The sequence below is a fragment of the Cryobacterium sp. Y11 genome (assembly GCF_002929535.1).
Lineage (GTDB): Bacteria > Actinomycetota > Actinomycetes > Actinomycetales > Microbacteriaceae > Cryobacterium.
In genome coordinates this window covers 17,192-36,259 of record NZ_PJJO01000057.1, presented here as the reverse complement: position 1 = coordinate 36,259, position 19,068 = coordinate 17,192, and the positions used below count along the sequence as shown (strand labels likewise).

At 64.6% G+C, this 19,068-nt stretch carries 16 protein-coding genes; 5 read left to right on the top strand and 11 right to left on the bottom strand.

Translation table 11 applies throughout. The features are described from left to right. Positions 1 to 12: 12 nt before the first annotated feature. The 4 genes from CXY75_RS10795 to CXY75_RS10780 all read right to left on the bottom strand — a co-directional run bounded on the left by CXY75_RS10795 (position 13) and on the right by CXY75_RS10780 (position 4,842). On the bottom strand, positions 13 to 888 hold the full coding sequence (locus tag CXY75_RS10795) for an ADP/ATP-dependent (S)-NAD(P)H-hydrate dehydratase (RefSeq protein ID WP_104082829.1): 876 nt from the start codon (positions 886 to 888) through the stop codon (positions 13 to 15). A 34-nt stretch (positions 889 to 922) separates the two neighbouring features. Next, entirely contained in the window at positions 923 to 1,981 is a 1,059-nt protein-coding gene (locus CXY75_RS10790; RefSeq protein WP_104082828.1) for a hemolysin family protein, read from the bottom strand. After that, positions 1,978 to 3,291, bottom strand: coding sequence for a hemolysin family protein (locus tag CXY75_RS10785; RefSeq protein WP_104083040.1), 1,314 nt, complete (start codon positions 3,289 to 3,291; stop codon positions 1,978 to 1,980). Before CXY75_RS10785 ends, CXY75_RS10790 begins: the two co-directional genes overlap by 4 nt. A 111-nt stretch (positions 3,292 to 3,402) precedes the next feature. Next, on the bottom strand, positions 3,403 to 4,842 hold the full coding sequence (locus tag CXY75_RS10780) for a GuaB1 family IMP dehydrogenase-related protein (RefSeq protein ID WP_104082827.1): 1,440 nt from the start codon (positions 4,840 to 4,842) through the stop codon (positions 3,403 to 3,405). A 183-nt stretch (positions 4,843 to 5,025) separates the two neighbouring features. On the opposite strand from CXY75_RS10780, the gene CXY75_RS10775 reads away from it, so the two are divergent. Next, positions 5,026 to 8,775: a multifunctional oxoglutarate decarboxylase/oxoglutarate dehydrogenase thiamine pyrophosphate-binding subunit/dihydrolipoyllysine-residue succinyltransferase subunit gene (locus CXY75_RS10775; RefSeq protein WP_104083039.1), complete on the top strand. Its 3,750-nt coding sequence runs from the start codon at positions 5,026 to 5,028 to the stop codon at positions 8,773 to 8,775. A gap of 173 nt (positions 8,776 to 8,948) precedes the next feature. On the opposite strand, the gene CXY75_RS10770 is transcribed toward CXY75_RS10775, so the two are convergent. Together CXY75_RS10770 and CXY75_RS10765 are read right to left on the bottom strand one after the other, a co-directional pair. Further along, on the bottom strand, positions 8,949 to 9,191 hold the full coding sequence (locus CXY75_RS10770; protein ID WP_104082826.1) for a zf-HC2 domain-containing protein: 243 nt from the start codon (positions 9,189 to 9,191) through the stop codon (positions 8,949 to 8,951). Next, positions 9,188 to 9,970, bottom strand: a complete 783-nt coding sequence (locus tag CXY75_RS10765; RefSeq protein WP_304481710.1) for a sigma-70 family RNA polymerase sigma factor — start codon at positions 9,968 to 9,970, stop codon at positions 9,188 to 9,190. The genes CXY75_RS10770 and CXY75_RS10765 overlap by 4 nt, the downstream gene beginning before the upstream one ends. 105 nt (positions 9,971 to 10,075) lie before the next feature. On the opposite strand from CXY75_RS10765, the gene aroA reads away from it, so the two are divergent. The 3 genes from aroA to bcp all read left to right on the top strand — a co-directional run bounded on the left by aroA (position 10,076) and on the right by bcp (position 13,283). Continuing rightward, positions 10,076 to 11,437, top strand: coding sequence for a 3-phosphoshikimate 1-carboxyvinyltransferase (gene aroA, locus CXY75_RS10760; RefSeq protein WP_104082825.1), 1,362 nt, complete (start codon positions 10,076 to 10,078; stop codon positions 11,435 to 11,437). Positions 11,438 to 11,482: 45 nt separating this feature from the next. After that, the gene (gene rsgA / locus CXY75_RS10755; RefSeq protein ID WP_233201861.1) at positions 11,483 to 12,544 is read left to right on the top strand and encodes a ribosome small subunit-dependent GTPase A; all 1,062 of its coding nucleotides are present in this window, start codon (positions 11,483 to 11,485) and stop codon (positions 12,542 to 12,544) included. A 259-nt stretch (positions 12,545 to 12,803) separates the two neighbouring features. After that, entirely contained in the window at positions 12,804 to 13,283 is a 480-nt protein-coding gene (gene bcp, locus CXY75_RS10750) for a thioredoxin-dependent thiol peroxidase (RefSeq protein WP_104082823.1), read from the top strand. Positions 13,284 to 13,539: 256 nt separating this feature from the next. On the opposite strand, the gene CXY75_RS10745 is transcribed toward bcp, so the two are convergent. Then, a complete protein-coding gene (locus tag CXY75_RS10745) occupies positions 13,540 to 13,989 on the bottom strand; it encodes a hypothetical protein (RefSeq protein WP_233201846.1) in 450 nt (149 codons plus the stop codon). A gap of 193 nt (positions 13,990 to 14,182) precedes the next feature. Between CXY75_RS10745 and CXY75_RS10740 the strand changes: the two genes are divergently transcribed. Then, on the top strand, positions 14,183 to 14,431 hold the full coding sequence (locus CXY75_RS10740; RefSeq protein ID WP_035837005.1) for a WhiB family transcriptional regulator: 249 nt from the start codon (positions 14,183 to 14,185) through the stop codon (positions 14,429 to 14,431). A 291-nt stretch (positions 14,432 to 14,722) separates the two neighbouring features. Here the strand turns inward: CXY75_RS10740 and CXY75_RS10735 are convergent, their stop codons facing one another. From CXY75_RS10735 to CXY75_RS10720, 4 genes are all read right to left on the bottom strand, one after another. Next, entirely contained in the window at positions 14,723 to 16,216 is a 1,494-nt protein-coding gene (locus CXY75_RS10735; RefSeq protein ID WP_104082822.1) for a sensor histidine kinase, read from the bottom strand. A gap of 188 nt (positions 16,217 to 16,404) precedes the next feature. After that, on the bottom strand, positions 16,405 to 17,667 hold the full coding sequence (locus CXY75_RS10730) for a regulator (protein ID WP_104082821.1): 1,263 nt from the start codon (positions 17,665 to 17,667) through the stop codon (positions 16,405 to 16,407). A 1-nt stretch (position 17,668) separates the two neighbouring features. Then, positions 17,669 to 18,316 (bottom strand): hypothetical protein, encoded by a 648-nt coding sequence (locus CXY75_RS10725; protein WP_104082820.1) that lies wholly within the window; start codon positions 18,314 to 18,316, stop codon positions 17,669 to 17,671. 115 nt (positions 18,317 to 18,431) lie between these two features. Continuing rightward, a complete protein-coding gene (locus CXY75_RS10720) occupies positions 18,432 to 19,031 on the bottom strand; it encodes a hypothetical protein (RefSeq protein WP_146069446.1) in 600 nt (199 codons plus the stop codon). Positions 19,032 to 19,068: the final 37 nt, after the last annotated feature.

Below are 19,068 nucleotides of genomic sequence, written 5' to 3'. Positions count from 1 at the left end.
GCCGCGCCAGCGTCAGCGCGCCGGGAGACCCCCCGCCTCGCTCCCGTGGTTGAGGAACGCTGCGACCGCCCGCGGCACGGCGTCGGCCACGTCGAGGGCCGCGATCGGGCCCCCGGCGGAGGCTAGATTCGCGGCCTCGGCATGGATCAGTGCTGCGGTGGCCGCGAGCGGCGCGAGGGAGGCGGCATCGGCTTCAAGTTGGTCATAATGGGTCGCCAGCAGCGCCCCGAGAATGCCGCCGAGCACGTCACCAGACCCCGCCGTCGCCAGCCAGGCCGGCCCGGTAGACACGGTCAGACGGGCACCCGCCGGAGACGCAATGTGGGTGACAGCGCCCTTGAGCAGCACCGTCACGTCAAACACTCGAGCGGCACGAATCGCCCACTCCCCCGGATTGGCGGCGATCTGAGAGGCCGAGCCCGGCTTGGCCTCTCCCGCGAGCATCGCGGCCAGTTCGCCGGCGTGTGGGGTGATCACGGTCGGCCCGATCGCGCGCGACACCAGGTCGAGGGCGCCGGCGTCGATGACGGTGGGCAGACCCTCGGCGAGGGCGTGTTCGAGGGCCGCGGTGACGGCATCCGTTCTCGTGCTGGCGTTGATGCCGGAGCCGATCAGCCACGCCTGAACCCGACCGGGCACGGTGACGATTTCGGGGCGGCGCTGCAAGACGAGGTTCTGGGCCCGGCGTGGACCGAGGTAGCGCACCATGCCGAGGCCGGTGCGCACGGCCGCGTCGACGCCAAGAACCGCGGCGCCCGGGTAATCCTTCGACCCGGTGCGCACGCCGAGCACGCCGCGCGAGTACTTGTCATCACCGGTCTGCGGCCGATAGATCCAGTCGCGGGCCTGTTCGGCCTCCCATTCGAGCCAGCCACGCGGTTTCACCATGCACCAACGATAGGTCGTTTCCGAGCTGCGCGCGCTACTCGCGGCGGGTGGCGTCTTGTACTTCGCCGACGAGCTCCTCGATGATGTCCTCGAGAAAGAGCACCCCCGTAGTCACACCCTCTGCGGTGAACGAGCGCGCGAGGTGCGCGCCTGAACGGCGCATGGTCGCGAGCGCGTCTTCAAGGTCGGTGTCTTCGAAAATAGAAATTAGGGCACGGATGCGTTTGGCCGGAATCTTTCCAGCGTAACTATCTGGTGCAGCCGACGCCGACGCAATATCCAGGTCGAGCACATCCTTGAGGTGCACGTATCCGGTGAGGTACCCCTCGGCGTCGGCGAGCACGTAGCGCGAGAACCCGTGGCGCGTCACAGCCTTCTCCACGTCGGCCGGTGTGGCCAACTCCGGCAGGCTGACCAGTTTGGACAGGCCGACCGCAACGTCGCGCACCTTGAGGTTGGTGAACTCGAACGCCGCGGTCAGGGCGCCGGTTCCGTCGCTCAGCACGCCCTCCCTGGTGGACTGGGTGACGATCGTGGCGACCTCGTCGAGTGTGAACGCACTCGTCGCCTCGTTCTTCGGCTGCACCCCGAACAGGCGCAGCGCGCCGTTGGCCAAGGCGTTCAGCGTAACGATCAGCGGCTTGAATACGCGAGCGACGAACACGAGCGGCGGCGCGAGCAGCAGCACGGCCCGGTCAGGCACCGAGAACGACAGGTTCTTCGGCACCATCTCGCCGAACACGACGTGCAGGTAGGAGACCAGCAGTAGCGCCACGATGAACGCGATCGTAGCAATATACGCTTCCGGCAGGCCGGTCAAGCCCAGCGGCACCTCCAGCAGGTGATGGATGGCCGGCTCTGACACGTTCAAAATGAGCAGCGAACAAACCGTGATGCCCAGTTGGGACGTTGCGAGCATCAATGTCGCGTGTTCCATTGCCCAGAGCGCGGTCTTGGCGCTGCGCTTACCAGCCTCGGCGAGGGGCTCGATCTGCGAGCGGCGAGCCGAAATAACGGCGAATTCCGCGCCAACGAAGAAGGCGTTGGCGGCGAGAAGCACGACCAGCCAGGCTAGTCCGGCCCAGTCACTCATGTGCCGCTCACCTTCTTCTGATCTGTACTGGTGTCACCGTGCGGCGTGAAGCGCAGCCGGTCAATGCGGCGCCCCTCAAGGCGCTCAACGGTCAAAAACCCGCCGCTGACCGGCACCCGGTCACCGACCACCGGCAGCCGGCCCAGCTCGCTCATGACAAAACCGGCGACGGTCTCATACGGGCCCTGCTCCGGTACCACGACGCTCGTGCGTTCGAGCAGTTCGTCTGGACGAAGCATGCCGGGAAAGGTCAGGGAGTCTGGCGAGCGCACCACTCCGGCACGGGAGCGGTCGTGCTCGTCGGCAACCTCACCGACGAGTTCCTCGACCAGGTCTTCGAGCGTGACGACTCCGGCGGTTCCGCCATACTCGTCGACGACCACGGCCATCTGGTAGCCACGTCCACGCAATTCGCCCAGCAGATCGTCGAGTTTCATGGTTTCCGGCACCCGAATCGGATTGGTCTCGAGGGCCGACACCGGCACATCCGCTCGCCGGGTGCGAGGAACAGCCACCGCCTGCTTGACGTGCACGATGCCAACGACGTCGTCGACGCTCTCATCGACGACCGGAAACCGCGAGTAGCCGGTTGACCGGGTGAGATCGATGATGTCCTGCGCCGAATCGGTGCGGTGGATGCTCGCCACCCGCGGGCGCGGCGTCATCACATCGGATGCCGTGTGTCCAGAAAAGCGCAGCGTGCGGTGCAGCAGCGTGGCGGTGTCTTTTTCGAGCAGCCCCGCGCTGGCCGAGCGGCGTACCAGCGAGGAGAGCTCCTCGGCGGTGCGCGCTCCGGAGAGCTCTTCTTTTGGTTCAATACCGACGGCGCGCAGCAGCCCGTTGGCGCTGTTGTTGAGCAGCAGCACGGCCGGTTTAAACACGGTGGTGAACAGGGTCTGGAACGGAATCACGACGCGAGCGGTGTGAATCGGCAGCGCCAGCGCAAAGTTTTTCGGCACCAGCTCACCGATAATCATGGAGACGAGCGTCGCCGTGACGATGGCGATGGTCGTGCCGAACACCGGCACGATGTCTACCGGCAGTCCGAGGGCGCTCAGTGGGCCGCGGAGCAGCGACGACAGGGCCGGTTCGATCGTGTATCCGGTGAGCAGGGTGGTCAGGGTAATACCCAGCTGCGCGCTCGACAGGTGCGTCGAGGTGATCCTGAGCGCCGCAATGGTCAGACCGAGGCGAGTTTCCCCGCGCTCTTGCCGCGCTTCGAGATCGGCGCGGTCGAGATTTACCAGAGCGAATTCACTGGCGACGAAGAAGCCCGTTCCGACGGTCAGGATGAGGCCAAAGCCGAGCATGATCAGCTCAGACAAGGAGTTCACCGCCGACGGTTACGGGCGAAGGTTTGTGATGTGCGGGTTTAGCGGTGGGAGGGTCATCCATTATCCGCATCACTATACCGGGCAGAGCTACCAGGAAACTGGGAGCGCCTTCCCCTCTTCGTAGCCGGCGGACGACTGAATGCCTACGAGAGCTTTCTCGTGAAAATCGGCGACGGTGGTGGCCCCCGCATAGGTGAACGAGGAGCGCACGCCGGAGGTGATCATGTCCAGTAAATCCTCAATCGAGGGCCGCAGCGGGTCGAGGTAGATCTTCGAGCTCGAGATGCCCTCGGCAAACAGGGTCTTGCGGGCCAGGTCGTAGGCGTCGAGCCGGTTGAAACGCTCCTGAACGGCCTTGGTTGACGCCATCCCCCAGCTTTCCTTGTACAGCGCGCCACGGGCATCCGTATTGAGCGTGCCGGGTGCCTCGGTCGTTCCGGCAAACCAGGAACCGATCATGACGGATGCGGCTCCTGCGGCAAGCGCGAGCGCCACGTCCCGCGGGTACCGCACCCCACCATCGGCCCAGACGTGGGCGCCGAGTTCCCGTGCAGCCGTGGCGGTCTCGAGCACGGCCGAAAATTGCGGCCGACCGACGGCCGTCATCATCCGGGTGGTGCACATGGCGCCGGGGCCTACCCCCACCTTCACGATCGTGGCACCGGCACCGACCAGGTCGCGCACGGCGTCCTTGGTCACGACGTTGCCGGCAACGATGGGCAGCCCGAGGTTCAGGTCGGCGACGATGCCAATCGCGCGCAGCATGCCGTCCTGGTGCCCGTGCGCGGTATCGATCACGAGGATGTCGACGCCGGCAGCACTGAGCGCACGGGCCTTCGCGGCAACATCTCCGTTGATACCTATCGCCGCGGCAACCTTGAGCCGGCCGTGCGCATCCAGCGCGCTCTGGTACAGGGTCGAACGCAGGGCGCTCTTGCGACTGAGCGTTCCCACCACAACACCGTGGTGCAGTACCGGCGCGAAGTCGATGTCGGCCTCGGTCATGAGGTCGAACGCACGGCGCGGCCCCTCAACGTCATCGGCATCGAGCGCGGTCAGCTCACCGTGCAGCAGATCGCCGAGGCGAGCGTCAGGCAGGGCGGTCGCCAGCCGACTGGCGACGATGCAGCCGAGGTAGTCACCGTTTCCGGAATGAATCACGAGTCCCTGCCCTGCAACGGCTGGAACCTGCCGCAATGCCGTTTCGACGGTGTCGTCGGGGGCAAACACGAACGGCGTGTCGAAACGAACTGACTGGGATTTTACCCAACGAATGGCGGCGTCGAGATCTTGCAGGTGCATGTCCTGCGGCAGCACACCGAGGCCGCCGCGGCGCGCCAGCGAGGCTGCCAGGCGCGGCCCTGTGACCGAGTTCATGTTCGCCGACACGATGGGAATCGTCGTACCGGTGCCGTCGTTCGGGGCCAGTGAAACATCCAAACGGCTCGTGATATTCGATTGCCCCGGCACTAAAAACACGTCGGAATAGGTCAAATCATGGCTGGGCGTCGTTCCATAGAACTGCATACCAAGAACGCTAGCCGCTCAACAGGGTGTTAATGGCCGCGTGCGATGGGATTAGGCTGGATAGGAAGACTGACCTGGCGGTCACGATCGTCAGCGACAGCCTCCATGAAAGCGCAGAATGACCCGGCAACCTACGCGAGCCGAGGTCATCCAAATTCAAAGCAGAGAGTGGGCGATCCCACGGTGTCAAGCCAGGTAACCGGTGGAGCTTCTGACGACACAACGTCAGGCGAATTCGGAGCAAACGAGTGGCTCGTTGACGAATTGTATGAGCGATACCTCATCGACAAGAACTTGGTTGATGAATCGTGGTGGCCGGTCCTAGACAGCTACCACCAAACCGCCACGGCTCCCCTCGACGGTGTAGTTCTCACAGCGGATGCCGCCGCACCCGCACCCGCTCCCCCGGCGCCGGCCGCGCCGGTAGCAGCATCCGCCCCGGTGACCGAGAACCAGCCGACGGCGCGCACCACCTCGAGCGCACCGAAGCCGGCCCCGGTTCCAGCTGACGCCCCGGTCACGAGCCCGCAGGCCGTTGTCGTTGACAGTTCGGAGCCGGTCAAGCAAGACAAGGTCTCGCCGCTGCGCGGCATGGCAAAGTCGCTCGCGACCAATATGGTCACGAGCCTGACCGTACCGACCGCCACGAGCGTACGCACCATCCCGGCCAAGCTGCTCATCGACAACCGCATAGTGATGAACAATCACATGAAGCGGGCTCGTGGTGGCAAGGTCAGTTTCACTCACCTCATCGGCTGGGCGCTGATTCGGGCGCTCAAGATGTTTCCGAGCCAGAACGTCTACTACGACGAGGTCGACGGCAAGCCTTCGGTCATCGCTCCTGCCCACGTCGGCATGGGCCTCGCCATCGACATGCCCAAGCCAGACGGCACCCGCGCCCTGCTCGTTCCAGCCATCAAGCGCGCAGACACAATGACCTTCGGCGAATACCTCGCCGCTTACGAAGACCTCGTCACCCGGGCGCGTCAGAACAAACTCACCGCCGACGACTTCTCCGGCGCGACCCTGTCGCTGACTAACCCGGGCGGCATCGGCACCGTGCACTCCGTGCCCCGCCTTATGAAGGGTCAGGGCTGCATCATTGGCGCTGGCGCCCTCGATTACCCAGCCGAATTCCAGGGTTCGAGTCTGCAGGTACTCACCGGTCTGGCCATCTCCAAGACCATCACTCTCACCAGCACCTACGACCACCGCGTCATTCAGGGTGCCGGTTCGGGCGAGTTTCTCAAGATCGTGCACGAGCTGCTCATCGGCCAGCACAATTTCTATGAAGAGATTTTCTCGGCCCTGCGCATTCCGTACGAGCCGATCCACTGGGCTCCGGACATCAATGTCGACCTGGCGAGCGCGGTTGATAAGACCGCCCGCGTGCAGGAACTGATCAACTCGTTCCGCGTGCGTGGCCACCTGATGGCCGACATCGACCCGCTCGAATATTCCCAGCGCAGCCACCCCGACCTCGATATCGCCACCCACGGTCTCACCTTCTGGGACCTGGACCGATCCTTCGTCACCGGCGGTTTCGGTTCGAAGCGTCAGATGCTGCTGCGCGACATCCTCGGCGTACTCCGCGACTCCTACTGCCGCACCACGGGCATCGAGTACATGCACATCCAGGATCCGGCCCAACGCAAGTGGGTGCAAGAAAAGATCGAGAAGTCCTACGTCAAGCCCACGCACCACGAGCAGATGCGCATTCTCGGCAAGCTCAATGAGGCCGAGGCTTTCGAAACGTTCCTCCAGACCAAATATGTCGGTCAGAAGCGTTTCAGTCTCGAAGGCGGCGAGTGCACCATTCCGCTGCTCGACACCATTTTGCAGGGCGCTGCCGAGCAGGGCCTCGACGAGGTCGCTATCGGCATGGCCCACCGCGGCCGTCTGAACGTGCTCACCAACATCGCCGGCAAGACCTATGGCGAGATTTTTCGCGAGTTCGAGGGCACGCAAGACCCGCGCACCCTGCACGGTTCGGGTGATGTGAAGTATCACCTCGGCACCATGGGCATGTTCCGCGGTGAAGACGGCGCCGAGATTCCTGTGTCGCTCGCGGCGAACCCCTCACACCTCGAAGCCGGCGACGGCGTGCTCGAGGGCATCGTGCGGGCCAAACAAGATCGCAAGCCGATTGGCACCTTCTCGACCCTCCCCATCCTCATCCACGGTGATGCAGCGATGGCCGGTCAGGGCGTGGTGTTCGAAACCCTGCAGATGTCCCAGCTGCGCGGCTATCGCACCGGCGGTACCGTACACATTGTGGTCAACAATCAGCTCGGTTTCACTACCCTGCCGCAGGATGCCCGCACCAGCGTCTATGCCACCGACGTCGCCAAGACCATTCAAGCGCCGATTTTTCACGTCAACGGCGATGATCCAGAGGCCGTGGTACGAGCTGGTGAACTCGCCTTCGCTTACCGCCAGGAATTCAAGAAAGATGTCGTCATCGACCTCATCTGCTACCGCCGTCGTGGCCACAACGAGGGCGACGACCCCTCGATGACCCAGCCGCTGATGTACAACCTGGTCGAGGCCAAGCGCAGCGTGCGCAAACTGTACACCGAGGCGCTCGTCGGCCGTGGTGACATTACGGAGGAAGAGTACGAAGCCGCCCACCGCGACTTCCAGGACCGTCTCGAGCGTGCCTTTGCCGAGACACACGCCGCGCAGACCGCGTCGATCCCGATCATTACGCCAGAGGTGGCTGCTCAGGCCAAGGCTGACGCCGATGCGCAGGCGCGTGAAGACGCCGCCGGAGAGCCCGAGACGACCGGGGTTGCCGAGAGCGTAATTCACCTCATCGGTGACGCGTTCAACAACAAACCCGCCGGGTTCACCGTGCACAACAAGCTTCAGCAGTTGCTGGCCAAGCGGCTCGACATGAGTCGCAATGGCAACATCGACTGGAGCTTCGGCGAACTACTTGCGCTCGGCTCGCTGCTGGTCGAGGGTACCCCCGTGCGATTCGCCGGACAGGATGCCCGCCGCGGCACCTTCGTGCAGCGCCACGCTGTGCTGCACGACCGGGTGAACGGCCAGGAATGGCTGCCGCTGGCCAATCTCAAAGACAACCAGGCCCGATTCTGGATCTACGACTCGCTGCTCAGCGAATTCGCCGCCATGGGCTTCGAGTACGGCTACTCGGTAGAACGCGCCGATGCCCTCGTACTCTGGGAAGCTCAGTTCGGTGATTTCGCCAATGGGGCGCAGAGCATCATCGACGAGTTCGTGTCGTCGGCCGAGCAGAAGTGGGGCCAGCGGTCATCCGTTGTGCTGCTGCTGCCGCACGGTTACGAGGGTCAGGGCCCTGACCACTCCTCGGCCCGCATTGAGCGGTTCCTGCAGCTGTGTGCCGAAGAAAACATGACCGTGGCGCGCCCGTCGACGCCTGCGTCGTACTTCCATCTGCTGCGCCGCCAGGCGTACATGCGTCCGCGCCGTCCGCTGATCGTGTTCACGCCCAAGTCGATGCTGCGCCTGCGCGGAGCGACGAGCGCCGTAGCCGAGCTGACCAGTGGCAAGTTCGAGACGGTCATCGACGATGTGCGCATTGCCGACAAGAGCGCCGTCAAGCGCGTGCTGTTCATGGCCGGCAAGATCTATTACGATCTGCTGAACGAGCTCACGAAGAACCCGAATCCCGAGATCGCCCTCGTGCGTATTGAGCAGTTCTACCCGCTGCCCGCCGTTGAACTCAAGAACGTCGCCGCCGAGTACCCGAACGCCGAACTGGCCTGGGTACAGGACGAACCGGAGAACCAGGGTGCTTGGCCGTTCTTCTACCTGGAGACCAACAAGCTCGGGCCGCGCGCCGTGCGCCTGTTCTCCCGCCCGGCTTCGGCCTCGCCGGCTGCCGGTTCAGCCAAGCGTCACGCGATCGAGCAGGCAGCACTACAGCGCGACGCACTCACGCTGTAGGCCGCGGTGTAGCACAAAAATGGAGGGTGACGATGGTCACCCTCCATTGCTATATCGGCAGCATCCGCTCGCCTCGCGCCGACGTGCAGCATGTCGACGATTTCGCGCTCACATCATCGCGAGGTCAGACCATCGACTCGACAGGCGACGCTGTGCTACGCGGGCCCGTCGGTCTAGTGCGAGGCCTGCAGTGCACGCAGCTTGAGCAAGACCTGATCACGCAGGTCTTCCGGCGCTGTTTCCTTGCAGGCGCGCTGCATGACCTCGGTCATGGTGCGCCCGACGAGGTGCTCTGCGCTGCAGTCGGTGCAGGTAGCAAGATGCTGCTGAATGTCGGCCGCATCATCTTTGCGAAGTTCGTTGTGCAGATATTCTTCGAGTTCGGCCTTGGCCTTCTCGCAACCACAATCGGTCATTTTCTTGCGCTCCCGGATGTATTTTGGCCCAGTCCGCGTTCGGCCGCGTAGCCGGCCAAGAGCTCCCGCAGGAGTCGCCGGCCACGGTGCAGGCGACTCATCACTGTGCCAATGGGTGTTTTCATGATTTCGGCGATCTCCTGGTAGGAGAAGCCTTCGACGTCCGCGAAGTACACGGCAAGTCGGAAGTCTTCGGGAATAGACTGCAGGGCGTTTTTGACGGCGCTGTCCGGCAGGTGGTCGATGGCTTCGGCCTCGGCCGAACGCCCCGACGTGGCGGTCGTCGATTCGGCGCCGCCGAGCTGCCAGTCTTCAAGCTCATCGATGGTGCCCTGGTAGGGCTCACGCTGCTTCTTGCGGTACTGGTTAATGAAGGTATTGGTGAGAATTCGGTACAGCCACGCCTTGAGGTTGGTGCCCTGTTCGTACTGCGCAAACGCGGCGAAAGCCTTCACAAAGGTTTCCTGCACGAGATCCTGCGCATCGGAGGGGTTGCGGGTCATGCGCATGGCCGCTGCGTAGAGCTGGTCGAGAAAAGGCAGAGCCTGCTCTTCAAACAGTCCGCGCGTCTGCTCGCGCAATTCGGCCTTGGTCGGTGCAACCAGTTTTGTTGCATCAATCAGCACAGATTCCGAGTTCGTTTCGTGGGTCGTCGTGTCGGTACTCGTCGTGCCATCACTCGCACGGGCAGCCGAATCCGTTACCTGGGTCGTCGTGTCGGTACTCGTCGTGCCATCACTCGCACGGGCAGCCGAATTCACGGGCGTGTCTGAAGTCATCACGGGCAATTCTAAGCCGTTACCCGCGGCCAAGGGTCGTTCCAACAGCATTGACACCGTTACGGGCCTCCCTCTAAGTGTTATCACCGACTATTCTGATAACCGATGTTGATCTCGAGATATTCCAAGCCGGAGTTCGATCCGTACGGTGATAATTCACCGACCGAAGCGGATGCGTGGTGGCCGGCGCCAACCACGGCCGTCCCGTTGCAGGCGGTGTTGGCTTTGCCGGGCTCAAAATCGTTGACCAACCGGGAGCTGGTCGCATCCGCTCTCGCCAGCGAACCGTCGTTACTACGGGCACCGCTGCACTCGCGGGACACCGATCTCATGGTTGATGCCCTGCGTCAGCTCGGCGCCACCATCGAGGCCGTCGCCGGTGCTGGACAGTTCGGCTCCGACTTGCGAGTGACCCCGCCAGAGGAGCTGCTCGGCTCGACCACGATCGATTGCGGCCTGGCTGGCACGGTTATGCGATTCTTGCCGCCGCTGGCCGCCCTCGCCCTCGGACCGACCACGTTTGACGGTGATGCCGGTGCGCGGCGCCGGCCGATGGGGCCGATCATCGGCGCCCTGCGTGACCTGGGCGGGGATATCAACGACGACGGCAAGCGCGCCCTACCCTTCACCGTGCACGGCCGCGGAACGGTCACCGGCGGCGCCGTGACCATCGATGCTGGCGCGTCGAGCCAGTTCGTGTCGGGGCTACTGCTGGCCGGCGCACGCTTTGAGCACGGGTTGCACCTGACCCACTCCGGCGATCGACTGCCGAGCCTGCCGCACATTGAGATGACCATCGAGGTGCTGCGCGCTCGAGGCGTCGCCGTCGCCACCCCGACTGTCGGCGAATGGGTTGTTGAACCCAGTCTTCTTTCGGGCCGCACTGTCGATATCGAACCCGACCTCTCTAACGCTGCGCCGTTTCTGTGCGCTGCCCTCGTGGCCGGAGGAAGCGTCACGATCACTGGCTGGCCTTCTGACACGACGCAGGTCGGCGCAGACCTGGAGCAGCTTCTGCCGCTCTTCGGCGGGGCCGTCACCCGCGCCGCAGGCCGCCTCACGGTCACCGGCGGCGAACGCATTAGCGGCGTTGAGCTTGATCTCTCCACCGGTGGCGAGCTCGCCTGCACCCTGGTGGCACTGGCAGCCCTGGCTTCAACGCCGAGCACGATCACCGGCATCGGACACATTCGCCATCATGAGACCGACCGGCTCGCGGCCCTCGCCACGGAGATCAATCGGCTGGGCGGCAAGGTCACCGAACTGCCCGACGGCCTGCGAATCGAGCCCGCGCCCCTGCACGGCGGTCAGTGGCGGAGCTACGACGACCACCGGATGGCCACGGCCGGCGCGCTGATCGGCCTCGCCGTACCCGGCGTCGACGTCGAGAACATCGGCACCACGGCCAAGACGCTCCCCCAGTTTCCCGAACTGTGGCACGCGATGATTACCGAAGCGGCACTGTAGATGCCGGTGGTGCCGCCCGTAGATGGGTCTGACGATTCCGAGGATCTGGCTGGAGATCCCGGCGACACCTGGTGGGCATCTGCCGACGACGACGAACCCGAGTTCGACGAGTCGAGCGTGCGCGTGCGACCGGGCCGCACGGGCAGTAAACCCCGTTCCAAGACCAGACCGAGCCACGAGAACGCGCTGACCGGCCGCATCCTCTCGGTTGACCGGGGTCGCTATACCGTCATGCTCGACGAAAACCTGTCCACCGAGCGACGCATCACGACCGCCAGGGCGAGCGAACTGCGCAAGAAGGCCGTCGTGAATGGCGATCGGGTCGACATCGTCGGCGACACGACCGGGGCGGAGGGCAGCCTGGCCCGCATCGTGCGGATCGTGCCGCGGGACACCCTGCTCCGGCGGAGCGCCGACGACACCGACGCCGTCGAGCGTGTGATCGTGGCCAATGCCGATCAGATGCTGATCGTGGTCGCTGCGGCCAACCCGGAGCCGCGCATCCGCCTGGTGGACCGTTATTTGGTCGCCGCCTATGACGCCGGCGTGCAACCCATTCTCTGCATCACGAAGACCGACCTTGCCGATCCGGCCGCGTTTCTGGCCAACTTCGCCGGCCTTGACCTGCCGGTGTTTCAAAGCGGCGAGGGTGGCATGCCGATCGAACAGATTTCCGCCGCGCTGGTCGGGCACGACACGGTCTTCGTCGGCCACTCCGGCGTCGGCAAGTCCACGCTGGTGAACGCACTTGTACCGGGCACCAACCGGGCCATCGGCGTCGTGAACACCGTTACCGGGCGCGGACGTCACACCTCGTCGTCGACGGTGTCACTGCGCCTCCAAACGGATGCCGGCCGCGGCTGGGTCATCGATACCCCCGGCGTGCGCTCCTTCGGCTTGGGCCACATCAACACTGACAATATTCTCAAGGCCTTCACCGACCTTGCACGCGTAGCCGAGCGCTGCCCGCGCGGCTGCACCCACCTGCCCGATTCTCCGGACTGCGCCATCATCGAAGCCGTCGAGGCCGACGAGCTCGGCGCCACCGGCCGGGTGCGCCTCGACTCCCTGCAACGCCTGCTCGCGACCTTCGCCCCCGCCCGCTGAGGGCCGGCGCGCTCCCGCTGCCCGCTCGCACCGGGTAGGTGGCCCGCTCCAATGCACAAGCAGCTTAATACGTCGGCCAGATGGCCCAGTTCCCAGCGCGACTGCGGGTCAGTTCTGACAACTTCACGTTGCGCGGGGATTACGCCGCTGCGCGGGAGGCCCAACTCCCGCGCACTGGCGCAGCTCCCGCGCGACGCGCTCCACCAGCGCGAGCTTGCCTCACGATGTGAGTGTCAGAGACCCTCGATACGATGGATACATGACGGATTCAGCGCGCCTTGCAGTCGGCGATACAGCCCCGCAGTTCACCCTGACCGACCAGGATGGAGCATCCGTTTCGCTGGCTGATTTCGCCGGCAGCAAAGTTGTCGTGTATTTTTACCCGGCGGCCATGACGCCCGGCTGCACCACCCAGGCCTGCGACTTTCGCGACAACCTGGGGTCGTTGAAATCGGTCGGGTATCAGGTGCTCGGCCTGTCGAAGGACGCCCCGACCAAGCTCAAGAAGTTCCAGGAACACGACGCGGTCAACTTTCCGCTGCTCAGCGACACCGCGCTGGATGTGCACCGCGCCTATGGCGCCTGGGGCGAGAAGAACCTCTACGGCAAGGTCGTGACCGGCGTGCTGCGATCGACCTTCGTGCTCGACGAATCCGGCATCATCACTCATGCCCTCTACAACGTCAAGGCGACCGGCCACGTCGCGAGCCTGCGCAAGAAGCTGGGCATCGACGTCTGACCTTCTCAGGCCGCCGCAGACGCGCTCGACTCGGCTGCAAGCGTGACTCCACGGATATCTCGCGGATCCTGCTGAGTATCATTCCAATGATCGTCTTCGCGGGCATCGGCGTGTTGGCGGTTCTGCGACGCAGTGCCGAAGTAACGGAACGATCTAACCGACGAGCTGGAGAAGCGCGTGACGGCGCCCAACCGGAACGTCCTGCCGTAGCAGTCTGATCGCAGCAGTCATGATCTCAGGGCCGGCCGTGGGCTGCTCAGTCGACGTCGGGCTCGGGTTCCCGGCTGGTTGTGGAGACGACGCGCGGAGTGAAGACCAGCACGAGCACGACGATAGACGGGAGTAGCAACGCCCAACCGACGTCAGGCCGGGCGTAGATTCCTTGAAAGCAACCGATGGCGATCATAATCTGCACCAGCTGCCAGGTGACCGCTGCTCCACGTATCCATGGACGCCCGCGCAGGGTCCCCACCGTGATGGCGCTCACCCAGACAGCGGCGATCACGGCGAGCGCCAGCAGCGCGAGTGCGCCACCCATCGAGCTGGGGGTTTCGACGAGCAGCTCGAGTACCCACCAGGCACTCAGAGCCCAGAGCGCGATCGCCTCGAGAGCAAGGAGACCGATGACTACCCCCAAAAGAGGGGCGCGACGAAGTGCCCGGAGGCCAATCCAGGCTGGACGCCGCGCGTCAGACCCGCTGTTCACAGCGAAATTCCATACAAAACTATTGATTTGATACCTCTATTATGGGACGATATTTGAGGCCCGGTTGACGCTCACAGGGACGTGAGCTGTTTCAACGCGGTTATCGCGCAGATCCCACTTTCCTGCAACCGGCCTTCACCCCTGCAACTCTGGCCAATCGGCCGTGCACCCATGTAATAAAAGGAGCATCCCTATGGACTGGCGCGATAAAGCTGCCTGCCTCACCGCTGACCCGGAACTTTTCTTTCCGGTCGGCAACACTGGACCCGCTGTGGACCAGATCGAAAAGGCTAAGTCGGTGTGCGCCCGATGCAACGTCACCGAGGTGTGCCTCCAATACGCGCTCGAGACCGGTCAGGACTCGGGAGTCTGGGGCGGCCTGAGCGAAGACGAACGCCGCGCTCTCAAGCGTCGCGCCGCACGCGCTCGTCGCGCCTCGTAGCGGGCCGCTGCACCGCCTCAGCACGTGGCTCCTTACGAGCCTGCAACCCAGAACGCGAGCCTACGGCCATCCGGTATTCCCGGCGGTCGCAGGCTCGCTTTTTTGTACCAGCCTCACCATGAGTGAGTGAGGTGAGGCGGCGGGTCGGCTGCGGGCCGCCCACGGCAGCGTCACGGTCCGCTCCGGCCAGCCAGGGGCATCCCGTCGCCGGGCCCACCTTGTGAACACGGGCCCAGTTTATAAACGAGGCCCAGGGACGGGGCCCGGGCCCCGTCCAGAAAGAGGGCGGGGCTAGCTCTCCTGCATGAAGCGGAGGGGGATTTCTATGGTGACCTCGGTGCCGCTGCCCATCATGGTGTGCCAGTCGATGGTGCCGCCGAGTTCACCTTGAATCAGGGTGCGTACGATCTGGGTCCCCAGTCCCGCCCCGACCTTGCCCTCTGGCAGGCCAACGCCGGTGTCGCGCACCGTCACGGTGAGTGTCTCTTCGTTGCGCTGCGCCTCAATCGACACCTCGCCCTCACGCCCGTCGAGACCGTGCTCGACCGCATTGGTGACCAGTTCGGTCAGCACGAGCGCAAGCGGCGTCGCATAGGCGCTCGGCAGCGTTCCGAAGCTGCCGGACGACTTCGGGTGCACCGTCGTATTGTGAGCGGATGCCACTTCCACCGTCAGCAGCAACACCCGCTCGAACACGGCGTCGAAGTCGACGATCTGGTTGAGTCCCTCCGACAGGGTGTCGTGCACCACGGCGATGGCCGCAACGCGGCGCATGGCCTGGGTCAGTGCTTCACGTGCCCGGTCGGACTGGGTGCGTCGCGCCTGGATCCGCAGCAATGACGCAACGGTCTGCAGGTTGTTCTTCACCCGGTGGTGGATCTCACGAATGGTGGCATCCTTGGTGATCAGTTCACGTTCCTGGTGTCGCAGCTCGGAAACGTCCCGCGACAGAATGATCGCGCCGATACGTTCGCCACGATTGCGAATAGGAATCGCGCGCAGCGACACGGTCACACCGCGCGCCTCGATGTCGGTGCGCCACGGCGCCCGACCGGTAACAACGAGCGGCAGCGACTCGTCGACGACCGCGGTTCCGGTCAGCAGCCCGGTGGTGACCTCAGCGAGCGACTCACCTTCGAGCTCCTCGATGAACCCCATGCGATTGAAGGCAGACAGCGCGTTGGGGCTCGCGAACGTTGTCAGGCCGTCGACATCGACGCGCAGCAAACCGTCAGACGCTCGCGGGGCGCCCCGCCGAGGGCCGGTCGGGGCACCGAGGTCGGGAAAGTCACCCGACGAGATCATCCCGAACAGATCGTTGGCGCAATCGTTGAAGGTCAGCTCTTGGCGTCCCGGCGAGCGGGCCTCACTCAGGTTGCTGTGGCAAGTGAGCACCGCCACCGGGGCATCCGTTACCGCGGCACCGGTTGTGCTCAGCCGACGCAGTACCGGGATGGCCCGCACGCGGGTGGGAGTCTCCTCGAACCAGTCGGGGGCCGTGGCATCGACGATTCGTGCGCTCTCAAAGGCTTCGGTGACCTGATTGCGCCACTCCACCTTGATGGGCTGACCGACGAAGTCCCGATAGAACAGCGTCGCGGCGCTCGACGGCCTCGCGTGGGCAACGGCGACAAAGCTGCCGGACGTCGAGGGAACCCACAGGACGATGTCCGCAAAGGCGAGGTCGGCCAGCAACTGGCCGTCCGCAACGAGCATGTGCAGCCAATCCACGTCTTCCGCGCTGCTGCGGCCCTGGGCAAGTACGAGATCACTGAGAGTCGACACCCTCACTAGCCTAGGTGCCCGCACGCTCTCGCGCCGCACGTTTGGCATCAGTATCGTCCGGGTGTCGGGCTGAGCCTCAGCCCGATAATTCGCCACGGCCCGCGTGTGAGATGTGTGAACGGGCGCCACCTTCTCAGACACCCGCCACGACGAGGATGACGCCGGCACGCACCGAAAATCGCGGCCGGTCAGAGGGCAGGTACGGCCTTCGACGCTCGCCGACGCACCCGCCGCGGCACCCGTTCGGGCTTCTCGGCCGCAGCGACAATCAACTGATCAAGCACAAAACGACGGATGCCCAGGCGAGCCGGAGACTTCGGGCTCGCGTCCCGTAGCGTGCGGCCGGTCAGCACTGCGGCGTCGAGGGCCTCCTGATCGTGCGGAATGAGGATGGCTGATTCGATGCCCCCGAAACGCAACAACATCGCCGCGACTTGCCCGCGGGGATTGAGACCGACAGCGCTGCCCCGCACGCGGTTCATGACAACGCTGACCGTGCCTCCGGTTGTGACGTCGGCGAGGTCGCCCCAGGCGCGCAAAAACCGGGCCATGCCCACCGGGTCGGCGAGCCCACAGGCCACGACGTGATCGGCAGCCCGGAGGGCGGTCACTGTGGCAGCATTGCGGCGGGGCGCCATGATATCGCTGGTGAGTTCTTCGTCGCTTTCGAGGCTGAAACCGGTGTCGAGCACAACGTAATCAACCCAATGCCGCAAGGCATCGATGGTGCGCGTGACCCGCTCGGTGGAGAGTTCCGGCCACCGGGACGGCCGTCCGAGCCCGGTGAGCACCCAGAAGGCTCCCTTGGGAGAGTTATACCGTTGCGCGATGCGCTCGAGCTCCGACTGGTTCAGGCTATCGCTGCCGGCCAGGCGGCACGCCGCCGCAAACCCAGGTGCCTCGTCAAGCATGCCCAGGCTCGGCGCAACCGATGCGCTGTACGTGTCGGCGTCGGCCAGCACTACGGTGTGGCCGGCCGCCGCGATTTCCGCTGCGATGTTGATGGCGAGGGTGGTGCGCCCCGGCGCTCCGGATGGCCCCCAGACTGCGATAACGGAACCCGCGTTCAGCGCTCCCCCGGTGAAGTGCCGCTCGCCGACCCGCAACGGCACCACGACACCGGAGACGAGCAGATCTTCAATTTCTGACCAGTCGCAGGGGCTCGACACGGTTTCATACAGGCCGAGGCTACCAGCGTGGCGTCGTTCCTGCTCGGTCGAAGTCAGCGCGACCACCCGAATGCCGCGTTCGTCGCAGGCCGCGATCAGTTGCCCGGTGAGTGACTCCTGCCGGCCGCTGACGACAACGACGTGCGGCTGCCCGTGCGAGAGGGATTCCAGAAATTCCCGGGCGGTATCAACGCGAGTGACGACGGCGTGACCGCAGTCGACGATGTCGGACAGCATCCGTTCTTCGGTCGCGCGATCCACCACGAGCGCCAACCGGGCCACGCTACGGCCCCGCCGAAGTAGTCAGCGGGGTGTTGATCGGCACGATCGCGAGTGCATCACCGTTCATAATTGCCTCGAGCACAGCGGCCACGGTGACCTTGGGCACGAGCAGTTCGACCGATTGGCCATTATCGGCCGCGATGATGCCGGTCGGCTCAACAATGCGCACAACGGATGCCTGCGCCACAAGAATTGTCGGCGGCGCGTACTCGCCCGGCTCTGTCGCGGCAGCAGACCAGGTATCCACCACGGAACCGGGGCCCACCGTGGCGGCTAGCCGGCCCGGCACGTCAACGACGACGCTGGTGAGCTCTTCGCCGGATGCGTCACCGACCATAGACCGCGCGACCAGCTCACCGGCCAGAATGGTGCGGGTGACCAGCAGATCGCGGTTGAGCTTGGCGGCGGGCACCAGATAAAGCTGTGCCGTTCCGCCCAGCTGCACCCGGGTTTCGACCAGATCGGTCTTTGCGAGATGGTCACCGACCACGAGCGTGTGCCGCGCGGTGTAGACCACGCTCGTTTGGTCGCTTCCGGTCACGATCGCGCCCACCCCGGCAATCGAAGCGGCCACGAGCACGAGGCCGATAATGAAGCGTGGGTCCACCCAGAAGCGGCGGCGTGTGCTGGTGGAGCCCGGTACCTTCATCGGTTACCTCTTCTGCTCGAAAGCGATTCGCTCTATCGTGGCCCAGTTCGACAAACCGTGCAGAAGTTATCCACAGCCTTGACAGACGCCCGCCGACAGCCACCGGCGGCGCCGATTATCTCAGCCGGACGACATGGATCTGCCAGAACGGCACGAGTCGGTAATGGGCGATCTCGGTGGCACGCCTGAGGGTGCCCAGCGGATGCACCGCCAGATCAAGATGGTCACGCGCCACCCGGTCAATGGTTCCGGCCAACACCCCACCGCGCGTGTCGATTTCTACGCTGCGCCGCCGCCGACAGAGATCGCGCAACACGAACGGAAACCCCACTCGTTCGACCTGCCGTCCGGCCCCGTCCGATTCCACGGCGAGTGAAGCCATGGTCTGCTCGTCATTCAAGAGCACGCCGGCAATGGCCGACAACGGGATCACACACTTCGCACGTACGGTCTCGGCATCGACCAGCTCGGCGGCGAGCCAGTCCCGGCCGAGGGCGGTCGGCCGGAGCACAACGGTGTCCCCCGACACGAGAACGATGCGCAGCCGAACGGCGCCGCTCAGGCCAACCGAGCGCACGACGTTACTCAGTCGAGTGCGCAGCGACAGCTTTTCCAAGCGCTGGCGTTCCTCGTGCAGGCGCAGGTCAGTTGTCTCGGCGTTCAGCTCGCGTTCGAGCTGGCCTTCCAGGTCATTAAATAGGTCATCCCAGCGCACACGTCGACGGTAGCCGAAGCTGAACATTCCCGCTCGG